This is a genomic window from Methylacidimicrobium sp. AP8, from assembly GCF_903064525.1.
Classification (GTDB): domain Bacteria; phylum Verrucomicrobiota; class Verrucomicrobiia; order Methylacidiphilales; family Methylacidiphilaceae; genus Methylacidimicrobium.
The window spans coordinates 440,475-455,700 of the sequence record NZ_LR797830.1 but is presented as its reverse complement, the minus strand read 5'-3'; the positions used below and the strand labels follow the sequence as shown (position 1 = coordinate 455,700).

General features: G+C 64.9%; 8 protein-coding genes. 4 read left to right on the top strand and 4 right to left on the bottom strand.

Features of this window, described 5'->3' with window-relative positions:
* Positions 1-138 precede the first annotated feature (138 nt).
* Positions 139-2,286, top strand: coding sequence for an FkbM family methyltransferase (locus tag MTHMO_RS02015; protein ID WP_202213300.1), 2,148 nt, complete (start codon positions 139-141; stop codon positions 2,284-2,286).
* Positions 2,287-2,344: 58 nt separating this feature from the next.
* On the opposite strand, the gene MTHMO_RS02010 is transcribed toward MTHMO_RS02015, so the two are convergent.
* Both MTHMO_RS02010 and MTHMO_RS02005 read right to left on the bottom strand, forming a co-directional pair.
* Positions 2,345-5,590 carry a class I SAM-dependent methyltransferase gene (locus MTHMO_RS02010; RefSeq protein ID WP_202213299.1) on the bottom strand — a complete coding sequence of 1,082 codons (3,246 nt, stop codon included), beginning with the start codon at positions 5,588-5,590 and terminating at the stop codon, positions 2,345-2,347.
* Between the two features lie 83 nt (positions 5,591-5,673).
* Entirely contained in the window at positions 5,674-6,708 is a 1,035-nt protein-coding gene (locus MTHMO_RS02005) for a sulfotransferase family protein (RefSeq protein ID WP_202213298.1), read from the bottom strand.
* 145 nt (positions 6,709-6,853) lie between these two features.
* Between MTHMO_RS02005 and MTHMO_RS02000 the strand changes: the two genes are divergently transcribed.
* The 3 genes from MTHMO_RS02000 to MTHMO_RS01990 all read left to right on the top strand — a co-directional run bounded on the left by MTHMO_RS02000 (position 6,854) and on the right by MTHMO_RS01990 (position 12,789).
* Positions 6,854-7,528: a class I SAM-dependent methyltransferase gene (locus tag MTHMO_RS02000; RefSeq protein WP_202213297.1), complete on the top strand. Its 675-nt coding sequence runs from the start codon at positions 6,854-6,856 to the stop codon at positions 7,526-7,528.
* 137 nt (positions 7,529-7,665) lie between these two features.
* Positions 7,666-10,089 carry a glycosyltransferase gene (locus tag MTHMO_RS01995; RefSeq protein ID WP_202213296.1) on the top strand — a complete coding sequence of 808 codons (2,424 nt, stop codon included), beginning with the start codon at positions 7,666-7,668 and terminating at the stop codon, positions 10,087-10,089.
* A 120-nt stretch (positions 10,090-10,209) separates the two neighbouring features.
* The gene (locus MTHMO_RS01990; protein WP_202213295.1) at positions 10,210-12,789 is read left to right on the top strand and encodes a glycosyltransferase; all 2,580 of its coding nucleotides are present in this window, start codon (positions 10,210-10,212) and stop codon (positions 12,787-12,789) included.
* Between the two features lie 61 nt (positions 12,790-12,850).
* Here MTHMO_RS01990 and MTHMO_RS01985 read toward each other — a convergent pair whose 3' ends face one another.
* Complete coding sequence (locus MTHMO_RS01985; RefSeq protein WP_202213294.1) at positions 12,851-13,570, bottom strand: methyltransferase domain-containing protein; 720 nt, start codon at positions 13,568-13,570, stop codon at positions 12,851-12,853.
* A 36-nt stretch (positions 13,571-13,606) separates the two neighbouring features.
* Positions 13,607-15,127 carry a glycosyltransferase family 2 protein gene (locus MTHMO_RS01980; protein ID WP_202213293.1) on the bottom strand — a complete coding sequence of 507 codons (1,521 nt, stop codon included), beginning with the start codon at positions 15,125-15,127 and terminating at the stop codon, positions 13,607-13,609.
* Positions 15,128-15,226 lie beyond the last annotated feature (99 nt).

Here is a 15,226-nt window from a genome sequence, read left to right as displayed (position 1 = left end):
CACCATGGCGATGCAGAGAAAAAAATAAACTTGCCTTTTCCTACGGGAAAACGGATAGAACCGCGCGGGTTCGCGCCTCCTCTTGGAGGCCGGCTTCTGGCTGGGGAATGCTGCGGACCGGCAAACCGGGAAGGGGGAATGCCCTGGATTTCCTACGCGGAGAACTTCGAAGACGTGATCCTCCGCAGGGCCCTGGCCGAAGTCCCGATCGGGTGTTACGTCGACGTCGGAGCCGGAGATCCGGTCAGGGGCTCGGTCACCAAGCACTTCTATGACCATGGGTGGAGGGGAATCAACCTCGAGCCCGACCCGGATTTGTTTCCGAGGCTTGCGGCCGGAAGGCCGCGCGACCGCAACCTTCCGGTGGCGGCCGGCAGCCAAAACGGGGAAAGGACCCTCAGCCTCTCCCCCGGATCGGGCTTGCGCACCTTCCGCCAGGCGTATGCGCTGGATCCCCGAAACAAAGCCGGCTTCGTCGCCCGGCCCGTAAGCGTCTCCGTCCGAACTCTCGACGAGGTCGTCGCGGAGAACCGGGTCGACCTGATCCACTTCCTCAAGGTCGACTGCCAAGGGTCGGAGGCGGACGCCTTGCGGGGGTTTTCCTTCCAGGCCGTTCGTCCCTGGATCGTCCTCGTGAAAGCAACGACAACGAACGGCCAGGAACCTTCGCACGAGGCTTGGGAGCCTCTGCTTCTGGCCAAGGATTATCTCTTTGTCTACTTCGACGGCCTCAACCGGTTTTACCTGGCGAAGGAGCGGATGGCGCTCCGGGAGCGGTTCGCCCTTCCTCCCAATGTCTTCGACAGGTTCATAATACATGCACTACCGAAAGAGATCCGCACGCTCCGCGTGCAGATCGCGCAGCTTCAGGATTACATTCAGGATTACAACGAGCACAACGAGCAGCTCCGGCGCGAGGTCGACCGGTTGCACCGGAAGCGGGAGAGCCAGCCCTTGCGCCGGATCGAGCGGGCACTCCGCACGTCCTTCGCACGTCGGGGAAAGCCGTCGGAGGAAAAGCCGTCGGAGGAACCAGCCATCCGAACCGCTATCGACGAAGCGGGAGAGAGAGCGGAACCGGTCCGCGGCCCGCTCCAGATCCTCCGCCTATCGGGCATTCAAGGACTTCGCGGACGTGTCGGCGCAATCCGACGCATCCTGGTGCTCCAGCTCGACCACATCGGCGACTTTATCTACCGGTTGCCGGCGCACGATCTCCTGCGCCGGTCCTGGCCCGAAGCGGAGATCACCCTGCTCTGCGGTCCATGGAACGTTCCCCTGGCGGAGCGGACCGGCTGCTTCCAGCAGATCATCCCATTCGAGTTCTTCCCGGAGCGCTCCGGAGAATGGCGGGGAGTGAGCAACCTCGAGGCGGAGCGGGTTGCCGCCATCGCGCGCTCGCTGGGCCGGTTCGACTTGGCCGTCGACCTGCGCACCGACCCGGACACCCGCTTCCTTCTCTGCCATTTTCAGGCCGAGCTTCGCGCGGGCTTCGCGGCCCCCGAGGTCGACGTCGTCCTCGACGTCGCACTGCCCAACGGAGAACTCTCCGGGGATCTTTACGCCCCGACCCACCGGCGCTCCTCGGCCCTGCTCCTCGTCGAAGCGATCCGCGCCGCCCTCCAGGACCCCTCTTCTTGCCTGCCCTCCTTCCTGCAAGGGATCGCCACGACCGAGAGCCCCCTGCCTAGGCTCATCGCCGTCGCTCCCGGCTGCGGCGATCCGGTCCGGGCGTGGCCGGTTGAGCATTTTGCCCGCCTCTGCGCCCTCTTGACCGGCCAGCACAATTGCACCGTGCTCCTCGTCGGCGGCCCCGCGGAACGGGAGACGGCGGAAGCCATTCTTCGCGACCTCCCGCCCGAGCGCTGCCGAAACCTCGTGGGGCAGGTTCCCTTGGCAGAGGTCCCGGGCCTCCTCGCCTCGGCTCAGGTCTTCGTCGGCAACGACTCGGGCTTGAGCCACATTGCCGCTACGCTCGGGGTTCCGACGGTGACCGTTTTTTCCGGTGTCGTCGATTGGAGGATGGCCCATCCGGCAGGCCACCGCGTGAGCCTGCTTCGCATCCCGATTTCCTGTTCTCCCTGCTATTCCAACCGCTGTCCCCACGCAAAGGCCTGCTTGACCGAAATCGCCCCCGAGGCCGTGGCCCAAGAAGTGCTCTTCTACCTCGAGCAGCAAGAAGCAGCCGGAACGGAGGATCACCCGCCAGAAACGGGCAACGGGGATCCGGCCGGTGCCAATGGGTCAAGAACAGCCGATCGCGGGCTTCCTCGCTCCCACGCCTGATGGCGTCTTCCGAAAAGAGGTGGATCTTCCCACCAAAAGCCGTTCGGCCGCCTCCTCCTCACCTCCCCTGCTTCGGTCGGACCAACTCGTCGACCAGCCCGCGAACGGCATCCTTGAAGCGCTTGGGATCGCAGTCGCGGGCGACCGCCGCCAAGGCTCCGGCCCGCATCCGCTCCCAGAGCGCCGGATCGGCGTAGAGGGCCCGGCAGGCTTCGGCAAAGGACTCCGCGTCCTCCACCGGGGCGCTTAAGAGCGCCTCCCCATCCCAACCCAGCTGGCGGGCGATCAAGCTGCTCGCGACCATAGGCACGCCCCGCGCGGCCGCCTCATGCGCCTTCATCGGAATCCCCGCGGCAAACCGGGTCGGCGCCACGAAGACCCGGGCCCGCTCGTAGTAGGGGGTCAAGTCCGCCACCGGCCCGATCCCCACCACCCCCGGGCCGAGGCGATCCAGCAGTTCCGAAGAATCGGTCCCCTCGCCGACGGCGACGATCCGGGGAGGATCGCCTGTCCATCCGTCGCGAATCCTCGGGAAGACCTTTTGCGCGAACCAGAAGAGGGCGTCGCCGTTGGGGCTCTGCCAATCGCGCACTCCCCCCACCAGGAGGAAATCCTTCCGCTCCGCGAAGGAGGCCGCGGTCGGCGAGGGCAAGATCGCATGGCCAATCACCCGAACATCCTCGATTCCGCGGGCTTGGAATTCCCGGGCCTCTTCCCCGGAGACCGCCACGACCCGGTCGGCAGCGCGGGCCCATCCAACCTCCCGCGCGATCCGCCGCGCCGCCTCCCCCTCCGGGAGCGCGGCACCCTGCAACAGTTCCGCGCCCCGGATCTCGCGCAGCGCGAAAAGGGCCTCGGCATCGTAGACGAGCCGCGCCCCCGGCAGGAGCTTCTTCCAGCCCTCGATTGCTAAGAGGTGGGCCATATTGTGGGGCCGGGAGATCCAGACCAGATCGTACCCGCCGCCACGAGCTTCCAGGTAGGATTTGAGGACGGAGGAGTCCATCCCTCGGAGCACCTCGACCTCCCGAGGCAGGTTCCAGTAGATCTCCTCCCACTCCTCCCAGGCTCCACTCATCGGGAAAAAGGTCACCTGCGCGCCCCAACCGACCAGCGCCCGGACGACGGAATTGGCCCGAGGATAGCCCGCCCCGAGCTCCGGTCGGGGAACCCGGTCGTCGATGTAGAGGATGCGCACCCTCGGGCGCGGGGAGATCGGCGCCGGTTCCTTGCCGGACTCTCGCGCTTCCCGCTCCCGCAGGAAAGCCCGGTGGCGCTCCCGGAAGATCTTCTGATTGCGCACCATCCATTCCGTGGCCTGACGCGCGTCGGAGCTGCCGAACTCCCAATGGAGCACCACCGCTTCGGGCTCGTAGAGCACCCGCTTCCCGCTTTCCCAAAGCCGAAGGCAATAGTCGGACTCCTCGAAGTAGGCGGGCGCGAAGACCTCGTCGAATCCGCCCATCTCGCGGAAGAGCGCGGCAGGAGTCAGCAGAAACGCCCCCGAGCAGTAGTCGGTGTCCCGGCGAAAGAGATACTCCCTGCGCAGCGGGCTATCGCCCCGCCCGTAACCCTGAGGGCTTCCATCCCCCCGGAAAAACGATCCCGCTTCCTGGAGCCGACCGTCGAGGTTGACGATCCGCCCTCCCACTGCTCCGACCGAAGGATCGCTCTCGAGCGCCTCCCGCGCGGCCTCGACGGTCCCCGAAACAACCTGAGCATCATTATTCAGAAAAAGCAGCAGCCGGCCCCGGGCCGCCGCGGCTCCCTGGTTGGCTGCCCGCAGGAAATGGAGGTTTTCGGCGTTGCGGAGAACGCGGGCCCCGTCTACCCGCGCAAGCAGCTCCCCGGTCCGGTCGGTCGAGGCATTGTCCACCAGGATCACCTCGGAGGGAAGTGCAAGGTGGATCGCCAGCGAGCGGAGGCAGGCATAGGTGAACTCCGCCTGGTTGAAGAGGACGATGACGATCGAGATCTCGGGCTCGGAGGCCGAAGGGAGACCCAGCCGATCGTCCCCCCGGAGAAACTCCTCCAAGCTCTTCCGATAGTGTTCCCGCCGGGCTTGCCGATCCACGGTTTTTCCGAGCGGCAGCGAGAAGCAGTCGCGCCAGGGGAGGGCTTCCTCGGCTCCGGCCGCGGCCAAGAGAAGCGCGAAGCTCTTGCGCAAGGCCTCCCGCAATCCGGCGCCGGCCCCTTCCGCATCCGCCCGGACGAAACGCCGGGAGGTCGTCGCCAGCGAGGAGAACCAGCGAAAGCTCCGGGAGGCCAGCAGGTGATCCACCTCCCGCCGCAGGGCCGCCAGCGCTTGCCACCGGCTCGCGGGGGGCAGCCCCCCGTCGGCCAATTCCCGGGCGAACGCCCGCGCCGCGAACAGCTGCTTCCTCGACCGCCGGGAGAGGATCTGCATCCCCCCGAGAAGCCTCCAGGCCGGATCGCGCCCGATCCGTTCGAGGAGAAACCCGGGCTCGGCCAAGATGCCCTCTTCCTGGATTCCCGGATCCGAGGCAACCCCATCCTTTGACTTCGCTTCCGCCGAGTCGGCGGCAACCCGTTCCCCCAGGCGGGCAAACCAGCGGCGCACTCGCGCCGCCCCGGTGCCGGAAAGGTTGACAAGCTGCTGAAGCGCCTCCGGCGCCTCGGGGCCGATCCGGAGCACCCCCAATCCGTGGGCGTGGGGAAAGAGAAAGGAAGGATAGGCGATCTTGAGCTCGTTCCAAAGCCGCCAGACCCCGAAGCCGCTCTGCCATTCGGTCACGTCATGGAGCAGGACTACCGCACGCGGGCTCAGCTTGGGCAACCAATCGAAGAAATCGCGGCGCACCGCCTCGTACCGGGGGCAGCCGTCGATGTGAAGCAGGTCGATGCTCCCCTCGGGGAAAAGGGCGAGCGCCTCCTCGAAATTCATCCGGTGGAGGCGCGAGAACCGGCCGTAGCGCTCGTCATGGTATCGCTTCAGACCTTCGTAGACTTCCTCCTTGTAAAAACCCGCCTGCGCGTCTCCCTTCCAGTGATCCACGGCATGGGCGCGCGTCGAAAGGGAAAGGGCCTCGATCGCCTGGCAGAAAGCCAGATACGAATGCCCCGCCATCGTCCCCAACTCGACCAAGACCCTCGGCCGAAGAGCCGCGACCGACCAGAAGGCGAAGGGAATGTGGCCGGCCCAACGGGAAGAACCGGAAAGGAAGATCGGCCGCTCGGCTGCGATCGGAAACCAGGGGATGAGGCGTAAGAGGCCGCTGCCCGACGTCCACTCCGCCTGCCCAGATAGATCCTCGATGGTTTGATTCGGCCGAGTGGCCGTCATCGCGTTAATCCCTTACGAGCGTGGCCCGAGGATAGCGGCGAAGAAGCTCCGCCGCTAGACCTTTTCCCTCTTTCCTCCGCACCTTACTCCGACCCGTCGGCCCGCGATCCGAGCAGTCGCTTCCGCAACCCTCTGGCGGCTCTCTCCATGCCCTGCAAACGGAGGAGAAACTGCCAGGTGCGCGACGCTTCCATCCGCTTCCGTAACGCGGACACCTCTCGCTGCAAGGCCGACAATTCGTGCGAACGCCGCACAGTGCGCGCTATCTCGGAATCCAGAGCGCGCAGCACCGGAATGGCCCGAGAGAACTCCGCGTGAAGGGATACCATCCGGGCAGAAGCCGATTGTAAGTCACGGTCCACACAAAGATCCTCGAGCGCTTCGAAGGTCTCTACGACCAGGGGGGAAATGTCGGGCCGATGTTTCAGATCCTCGGCCGCAAAACGGGTGTGCCGCAGGTCGGCCCGCAGGAAGCGGCGCGCCTCCTCCGCCGCCGCCTCGCGCCAGGGCAGCCCCAGCCGATCGCTTAGGCGCCGCAGCTCCCGCTTCGGTTCTTCCAGGACGCGGTCGTAATCGACCGCGACAAAGGGTCTGGCGGCGACTCGGGGCCAATGGGCAAGATATTGGCCGGCCCAGAGAAGGACGGACCTCTCCTCCGGAATGTCGTTACGCCGCAGAAGCGACTGCGCGCAGGCGAGCGGATGGCGGACGACGATCACTTCCATGATCTGCACGCCGGCTTGAACCAAGGCTTCCTCCCAAAAGGGAAATGCCCGCAGGGTCCGGGGATCCTTGAAGGACCACCACGCGGAGGCGGCAAACCTCCCCCGGATCTCCTCGACAGCCTCGGACATCAGGGAGCGCACTCCCGGGGAAGACAACGGGATTTCCGGCGGCACCGAATGCTCCCACCAGCGATCCCCCTCCTCTCCCAGCAGATCGGTCAACCGTTGATTGATGGCGAGAAACCTAATGTCCTCCCAAAAGCCGGTCGGATTGTCTCCGGCCGGCTCGACGAGTTCCGAGCCGAGGTCCGCGCCCAGAAAACCGAGGCACCGGGTCAGGGCGCTGGTGCCGCAGCGGTGCATACCGAGGACGAGGACCGCATGGGATTCCATCGGAGAAAAGGGGATGCTCCTACGCTTGTCCTGGGGTAGCAAGCCCAAATTCCACGACGTCCTTCCGTGCCCGCCCGGCGCGAGGCCGCGAGGGCGACCCGGGAATCCTCTTGTTCTCTCTTCCCCCTTAGATATAGAACCCTTCATGCGATTCGCCGAACGGGTGACTTCATCCCTGCGAAACCTCTGGTACCGGGCAACCGGGCTTCCTCAGGATCTTCTCCCCGAAGGGACGGAGGGGATCCGGGCTCTCGGGCCCAAGGGATATGTTGGCGGCCTGTGGGAGGAGATCGGCGAACTCCAGTTCCGCTTCCTGGTCGATCAGGGACTCAGGCCGGAGCACGTGCTCCTCGACATCGGCTGCGGCTGCCTCCGGGGTGGCAACCGCTTCATCCGCTACCTGGAGCCCGGCCATTATCTCGGTATGGACAAGGAACCCTTGCTCCTGGAAGCGAGCAAGCGGGAGCTGGGAGCCGATCTTCTCCAGGAGAAGCGGCCCGAGCTTCTCGCTTCGGGCTCCTTCGCTTTCCGCCGCTTTTCGCGCCGGCCGCAATGGGCGCTGGCGCAATCGGTCTTTACCCACCTCTGCCGGCGTGACCTCGAGCGCTGCCTCGCCCGACTCCGCCGGGTCATCCTTCCCGGTGGGGTCTTCTACGCGACCTTTTTCGAAGCAGCGAGTCCCAGCCAAAACCCTCGCGCCAGCCACTCCCTGGGCTACTTCGCGCCTATACCCGGCAAGAGATGGAGGAGTTCGGCTCCCGGCATGGCTGGAATCCTCGGTATATCGGGGAATGGAACCATCCGCGCAACCAGCGGATGATGGTCTTTCGCGCCTAGGATCTCCGGTGCAGGCGTTCGTACGCGAGGCTTTTCCCTCCGGTTCCCTTTGAAAACTGCGTGCGCGGAGGGCATCTGCCGCGTTATGCTCTATGTCTTCGCTCGTTCTCTTTCGCCCTGATGGACTCGCTCCCCGCTTCCGGCTCCTCCGCTCCCGGTAGGGCTCGCCCGCGAATCTGCTTGGCGACCCTCGAGCTTGCGGGATTCGGCCCGAGCAGCGGCCTCGGTTCCTTGGTCTCCTCCCTGGCCGAAACCCTGGCGGAGGCGGGTTGGGAAGCCACGGTAGTGCTCGCCGCCGAACAACCGGTCGACTCACTCCCGCTCGCTCCGCTGGTGGAGGCCTACGCCCGCCGAGGGATTCGGTTGACTCCCTTGCCGGAACCCGCCGAGCGCTGTCTCGTCTGGCCTCGCTCTTCCTCCCGGGCCTACAAGACCTATCGATGGCTCCGGGAGCAGGCAGCCGGCTTCGACCGGGTCCTCTTTTGCGATCGGGGCGGCTTGGGCTATTACTCCCTCTTGGCAAAGCACCAGGGGTTGGCGTTCGAAAAGCTTCCGCTCGGAGTCCTGGTTCACAGCCCGACCTTGCGCCGCACCCTCGAGAACGACGAGCTCGTGGAAGACCACGATCTCCTCGCCGCCGATTTTCTGGAAAGGGAGAGCGTGCGGCTCGCCGATGGAGTGGTCGCTTCGAGCGCCGCGCTGCTCCAAACACTCAAGGCTGAGGGCTGGAGCTTCCCCGAAGCCTGCCGCTCCTTGGCCCCCCCTCTCCCCGCATCTCTCCTCCCTTTGGGGAACGAGAACAAGGAAACGTTCGTGCCGGAGGAGATCGTTTTCTTCGGTCCCCTCGAGTCACGAAAGAGGTTGCGACTCTTTTGCGACGCCGTCGATCGGCTCGAGCCTTCCGGGAAGGGCAGGCCCCGGATCGTCTTCCTCGGCCGGTGCGGCCGAATCGAGAGCCAGCCGGGCAGGGACTATGTTGCCCGGAGGGCGGCCCGCTGGGCCTTCGCCTGGGAATGGCTGGACGAACGGGAGCGCACGGAGGCGCTCGGCTACCTCCGGCGGGGGAAGTGCCTTGTCATCGTCGGCTCGACGGCCCAAGGCCTTCCCTTGGCCGCCTGGGAGTGTGCTTCCCTGGGCATCCCCTTTCTCTGCGTGGGAGGAGAGGGACTAGCGGAAACTTTGCCGGAAACGGAGCGGAAACGGATCGTTTCCGCGGACCCGAACGCTCTTGCCGCGAGGCTCCGGGAGGCGCTAGATTTGGGCACGGTGGCTCCCCAGGCGCATCCCGACCCGTTCCCGGTTCGGGATACGTGGGCCCGCTGGCTAGAAGGGCTTTCGTCGCGGGACGCTTCGGATCAAAACCCCGAAAAAGCCGATCTCCCCAGCGTCACCGTCTGCCTCGTCCATCATGATCGGCCGGTGCTGCTTGCCCAGGCGTTAGACTCGCTCCGCGCCCAGGACTACCCCAACTTCGAGATCGTCCTCGTCGACGATGGGAGCACGACCTCCGAGGCGAGGGACTTCCTCGACAGGATCGAGCCCGAGTTTGCGAAGCGCGGCTGGCGGATCATCCGCCAGCCCAATCTCTACCTGGGAGCCGCCCGGAACCGGGCTGCCCGGGAGGCCAAGGGCAAGTTTCTCCTCTTCATGGACGACGACAACCTTGCCGAGCCCCACGAAATCTCGACCTTCGTCCGGGTCGCGCTGCGGACCGGCGCGGCGATCCTGACCACGGCCCAGAGAGATTTTGAGGGGAAGGAGCCCTTTGGCGGCGAGGGGAGGAACCACTCTATCTTCGCCCCCTTGGGTCCCTCTCTCTCCCTTGGAGTCCTCTGGAACCTCTTTGGGGACGCCAACGCCTTCGTCCGTCGGGATGCCTTCGAGGCGCTCGGCGGCTTCACCGAGGAGCGCTCGGTCCCTTGCGACGATTGGGAGTTTTTCGCTCGCGCCGCTCTTGCCGGCTTCCGGTTGGAAATGATCCCGGAACCCCTGTTTTGGTATCGGAGAAGCGCGGATGGGATGCTCGGGAGCACCAGTCTGGCGGCAGGAATGCTGCGCGCCCTGCGCCCGTATCGGGAAGTCTTCCCCTCCCTTTCTGGAGCCCTCTTGCTGGCCCAGGGCAAGTTTGCCCAAGCCGAGGCCTTCTGGCGGGAAGGAGACGCGGCTCGCCAGGATCTGGATGCTGCGCGCCATGAACTGGAGGCCACGCGCCAGGATCTGGATGCTGCGCGCCATGAACTGGAGGCCACGCGCCAGGATCTGGATGCTGCGCGCCATGAACTGGAGGCCACGCGCCTGGATCTGGATGCTGCGCGCCATGAACTGGAGGCCACGCGCCTGGATCTGGAAGCCACGCGCGAACAACGGGATCGCGTTCGGAACATATTGAATCAGAAGGAGCAAGAGCTTTGGGAAGCGAGAGACGAGCTTTCCCGCATTCACCGGTCTCGGATCTGGCGCCTGGGGGTTCGACTGCGGCGATGGGAGCAGAAGCTGCGGAATGCGCGCAGGACCCTGTTCCATCGCTCGGAGAAATCGGCTTGATGCTGGAACGCGGAAGGATTGCGTCGCTTTTTTCTTGGCGCTGGTCGGTCGATCGGGTAGCCAGAGTAGAGTTTTTTCGATGACGCTGGCTGGCAACGAGCAGGAGGTCATAACCGTTCTGTGGGCTTCCATCCACACTTAGACCGCGTTGCCGTCTTTACGTTAGCAACTCCCGACCGAATCGCCCACGCCCGGGTGATGTTGGCAAGCCTCGCTCGGCACAACCCCGGATGGGTGCGGCACGTCTTCGTCGTCGATCGAGACGGCGGGCCTCCGGCCTTCACCGACGGGCTTGCCGTGCAAAGATCGATCGAGGAGCTCGGCCTCCCCGACTTGTCCAGCCGCTTCGTATGGTACGAGATTTTCGAGGCAACCAACTCGATCAAGCCCTTCGGCTTCCGCCGGTTGTTCGCCGACGGTTTCGATGTCGTCCTCTACCTTGATGCCGACATTAAGGTCTATTCGGAATTTCGGGAGGTCGAGGAGGCTCTCTCCCGGCACGCCCTTGTGCTAACCCCGCATCTCACGCACCCTCTACCTCAAGACGGTCTTCTGCCGACCGACGCGATCATTCGTCATTCCGGCAGCTTTAACGGGGGCTTTCTCGCCATGCGGGATACACAAGAGACCCGTTCTTTCCTCGAATGGTGGGAGCGGACGCTCGCCCACGACTGCCTCCCGCCCAGTTGCCACGACCAAGCGTGGCTCAACTACGCCCCCTGTTTTGTTGCCCAGAGCTCGATCTTGCGTCATCCGGGATACAACCTCGCTTATTGGAACCTTCCCCATCACCCCCTTTCCTGGGAGCCAGGGGAGGTTCCCCGGTGCGCAGGAGGGCTACCCGTCCGCTTCTTTCATTTCAGCGGCTTCGACTGGCGGAAGCCGGACATCCTCTCCCGATGGGACACCCGATTCCGAACCCGGGGGATCCCTCCCGCCGTCTTGGCGCTCCTCGAGGATTATGTTTGCTCTTTGCGATCCGAAAGGGTGGAGCAATGGAGCCAAGCCGGCTCCCGCCTCGGGCTGAGCGGCGGCTATGCGATCCCCAGCTTTCTCCGCGATTGGCTGCGTCAAGAGCCGGCATTCCAGGCTGTCGCGCGAGCGGGCTGGCAAGGTGGCTCCATCGAGGAAGCTGTCTTGGAGTTCCTTCAGCTCCCGGACCGGACCTACCCCTGGCTGCCGATCTTTCTGGGCCGCTCTCTGGACTCGATCCCAGCGCTACGGCAGACTTTTCCGTGCGAATCGGGCTTCTTCCTCCAGGATCTGGCCACTTGGTTCGAGAGCGTGGGGCGGACCGGTGCCGGATTCGGTTCGCTTTTCCCTTCGCACGGCTGGTGGACCCAAGAGCAAGGATGGGAAAAACATCTGCGGCGGGCGGTGGAACGATGGCTCCGACACAGGCGGGGCCTCATCCGACGGCGATCCCGCTTCCGACTCGCGCGGAGCCTGCGCAACTGGCTCCTCGGGCGGAGCCGGGACGAGCGCCGACCTCGGATTTCCGTCGATGAAAAGCCCCTAATCCATGTGTATGGCCACTTTCTCAAGCCGCTCGGCCTCGCCGAGGCGGCTCGCGGCACGGTCCGGGCGCTGCAGCGCCTCGGCTATCCCCATCGTGTAATCTGCGCGCAGGCGGGCCACTGGGCTGGTGAAGAAACGTCAGCTATCCGATTTAGCCTTCCCACGAATCGAGCGCAGATCGACATCCTCCATGCCCAATGGTACCTGATGGGGGACCTGCTCCGATGGCATCCGGAAATCCTCCATCGGCCAAAGCCCCGCGTCGCCTTCTGGGCCTGGGAGCTTCTCGAAGCCCCGCCGGGCGCCGTGGAAGCATCGGCTCACGTGGACGAGATCTGGTGTCCGTCCGAATTCAATGCGGCGGTCTTCCGCCAAGCGACCGGCAAGACGACGCGGGTTGCTTGGCACAACCTCGACTTGGAGTCGATGATCCGGCAGGCGGACCCGTCGCTCGGGGAAGAACTCGGCCTTACGGGGAAATGTGTCTTCCTGACCGCCGCCGATTTCCTTTCCGATCCGGAGCGGAAGAATCCGCTTTTGGCCCTCCAGGCCTACACACGAGCCTTTCCTGAACCGGCGGAAGACCGGCTGCTTTGCCTGAAACTTACCGATGTCGAAGGAGACGCCGACTACTTCGCGCGGCTCCGTGCCGAAACGGAGCGACGACCCGACGTGCGGATCTACCCCTCCCGGATCCCAAGGGCCAAGATGTTCGGCCTGCTGCTCTCTTCGACGGCGCTCATTTCGCTTCATTCCAGCGAGGGTTTCGGCTTGCCGATCGCCGAGATGCTTTCTTTGGGAAAGCCTGTCGTAGCCACCGCCTACGGCGGGAACATGGACTATTGTACTCCCGAGAACGCGCGGCTCGTCGGCTACCGGATTGTCCCTATTGCTCGCGACTTCCGTGTCTATCGCAAGGGAGCTCTCTGGGCGGAGCCCCTTTGGGAGGAGGCTGTTCCCCATCTCCAGGCGATTTACCAGGAGTGGCTCCAGGGAGATCACCGAAAGATCCGCCTCAATGCATGGATCAACGAGCGAAGCTTTGCGATGTATGCGGAAAACCTGCGTGCGCTCGAGCGGCTGCTGCGGCCGGCATCCATCGAGATCCAGAGCCGAACTGCACCAAGAGGAGATTCCGCGCCAAGCAGACCGGTCCCCGTTCCCGAGGTTCCCGTCCCGTAACGGCCGAAGCAAGCGGAATCAATTGCTTTCCAGCCCGTCCCGAGCAACACGACCGTTCGGCCTATGGCACCGTGGGCCGAGCCGAGAGCAACAGGGTCCAGGCATTTCCTTCCCAGAACTCGCCCTCCTCGACCAGATGAAAACCCGCGCTTTGACAGAGCGCCCGCAGTGCCTGGGGCGTCGGAAGCCACCACCAGGGGCCAAAGTCTTCGACTCGCCAAGTCCGATTCTCCTTCGTCAACCCCACCGCCCCGTCCCCGACAAGTCCTTTCCAGTGGCCGCCAACCGCCTCCTTTTCGGCCCCTTCCAGAGCAGGCAGGAAAAGACACGCCGCCTCCGGCACGCGAAGGAGCCCCGCCGCATGGGGGTATTCACTGCGAGCAACCACAGAAGTCAGGACGAGATGCTCCCGAGTGAGCCGCTTGAGCGCGAGCAAGAGCCGCAGCGGCTCCGGGACATGATACAAGACCCCGGAGCAGTGGACCACATCGAAGAGCGGTGGATCGGGCGCCTCGGCGAGCCGAATGACGTCGGAGCTCATGCAGGTGACCACCGGCACCCCGAACTTCCGCATTCGTTCTTCGAAAGCCGTCCAACCGAGATCTCCCGCCGGGGCCGCGTCAATCATCGTCAGAGATCCCGCTCCAAGGCGGTGTGCCACCGAAATCCTCTCGTTGACCGTTCCCCAAAGGCCGCCGACCTCCGCGAACGAACGGCCGCCCACCACCTTCGCCAAAAATACGTCTCGAGGATCGGTCTCTTGGGTTGGCGCGCCGGCCATGACAGGGCGGAGTTTACCCGGCCCTCGATCACTGGGTCAAGCGGGCGGCGGAGAGGGCTTTGCGCCCGCCAGGAAGCGAAGGAGGGCCTTGCGCGCATTCCGTACCGTGCGCTCGATCTCCCGCAAGGCCCCCGGCCGCTTCGTCGGACCGGGAAGAGAGGGAGGGAGGCGGAGCGCCTCGGAGAGGCTGCGCACCTCGGCTTCCAGCGCCTCGATCCGCAGGGCCTGTCCCTGGGCCAGCGAAAAGAGGCCGGATAAGGCCGGTGGGAGAGTTTCCCGGTAAGGACGCCGGACTGTCTGACGGATCGTACGCGGGGAGAGCGAACGGAAACGGCTCCGAGGCTGGACCCGGTAGAAAAAGAGGGGGAGTGGGATCGCCTCCAGCCGGAACCCGGAAAGGCACGCTCGAATGAAGAACTCCCAATCCTCGACGCAAGCATCCTCGTGGAAACCGCCCAGAGTGGCAAATACCCGCCGCCGAATCAACGCGTTGGTGTCGCCAAAGCAATTCCGAAAGAGCGCCATGGGAAGAAAGGAACCGGGAAAGACACAGACGCGATCCGGCGGGGTTTTGAGCGCTGGAGGCTCCTCTCCCTGGAAGACAGCCTGAGCGCAGGTTACGATATCCGCGCCGGTTCGCTGGGCCACTCGGACGAAGGTCGAGAGTTCCTCCGGTCGGGCGACGTTGTCATCGTCCATGAAGAGCAGGAATTCCCCCCGCGCCGCCTTTGCGGCGAGATTTCGGGCGGCGCCGGGTCCCCGGTTCTCCAGCCACAGGATCCGCCAGCCTCTTTGGGAGAACTCGGCGTCCAGGTTTTCGAGGAAAAGGGCGGATTCCGGCCGTTCGCTCCCGCTATCGGCTAAGACAACCTCGAAATGCGGATAGTCCTGCGCACGCAGGGAATCGAGCGCCTGCGCCAGGAGCTGCGGGCGGTCGTGATGGACGAGGCAGATGCTGACCAGGGGAGGAGGCTCCGCCGGCAGCGCCTCCACTGGGTCTTCGCGCATGGACTCCAGCCAGCCAAAAAGCCCCTCCTCGCCAGCGGGAAGAACCGCATCGGCCCGAAGGGCGGTTTCCCGTTCCAGAAAGGTCGTCTCCAGCGCGTCGAGGTCTTCGGGCTCTTCCTCGCCTGGGTCCCCTCCGGCCACGAGTCTGGTCCGCGCAAAGGCCAGCCCTTGCCGCTTGGCGACCGAAGCGAAATACCCGATCCCGGAACGCACCGGGAAATAAACGAGGTCAAATTCCTCCTCCCGCCCCCGCAACCAGAGGAAAGCGAGATAGGACTCGCGGGCTCGGGGACCCCAGTGGCCTTCGAGGAAGGGAACCTTGGGCTCATCGAGCGCTGCCCACCGAATGGGAAGTGCTTCGGCGCCTTTGGGGACCGGGAGAAGGGATTGGGCCGGATCGCCCGCTTGAAGGAGCGTGACGCTCCGGCCGGAGGAGGCGAGCCGCCGCGCCAGATCGAGATAACCAGCCCCGTTCTGGGCGGACGGAGCCAGCGAAGCGGGAAGCAGTAAACAGATTCCCGGCCGGACTTTCGGCGACGCGGTAGGCATGATCAACTTTCTTCGCTGGGAAAAAGAGGGACGACTCGCTGACTAAGGCGCTCCGGCGTTCCCGTCAATCCCAAACCCATGCGCTCCCTTCGAGCTTTC

Excerpts from the sequence above, each read along its gene's own strand:
- MTHMO_RS02015 (WP_202213300.1), top strand. The coding sequence starts at position 139 with ATGCCCTGGATTTCCTACGCGGAGAACTTCGAAGACGTGATCCTCCGC.
- MTHMO_RS02010 (WP_202213299.1), bottom strand. The coding sequence starts at position 5,590 with ATGACGGCCACTCGGCCGAATCAAACCATCGAGGATCTATCTGGGCAG.
- MTHMO_RS02005 (WP_202213298.1), bottom strand. The coding sequence starts at position 6,708 with ATGGAATCCCATGCGGTCCTCGTCCTCGGTATGCACCGCTGCGGCACC.
- MTHMO_RS02000 (WP_202213297.1), top strand. The coding sequence starts at position 6,854 with ATGCGATTCGCCGAACGGGTGACTTCATCCCTGCGAAACCTCTGGTAC.
- MTHMO_RS01995 (WP_202213296.1), top strand. The coding sequence starts at position 7,666 with ATGGACTCGCTCCCCGCTTCCGGCTCCTCCGCTCCCGGTAGGGCTCGC.
- MTHMO_RS01985 (WP_202213294.1), bottom strand. The coding sequence starts at position 13,570 with ATGGCCGGCGCGCCAACCCAAGAGACCGATCCTCGAGACGTATTTTTG.
- MTHMO_RS01980 (WP_202213293.1), bottom strand. The coding sequence starts at position 15,127 with ATGCCTACCGCGTCGCCGAAAGTCCGGCCGGGAATCTGTTTACTGCTT.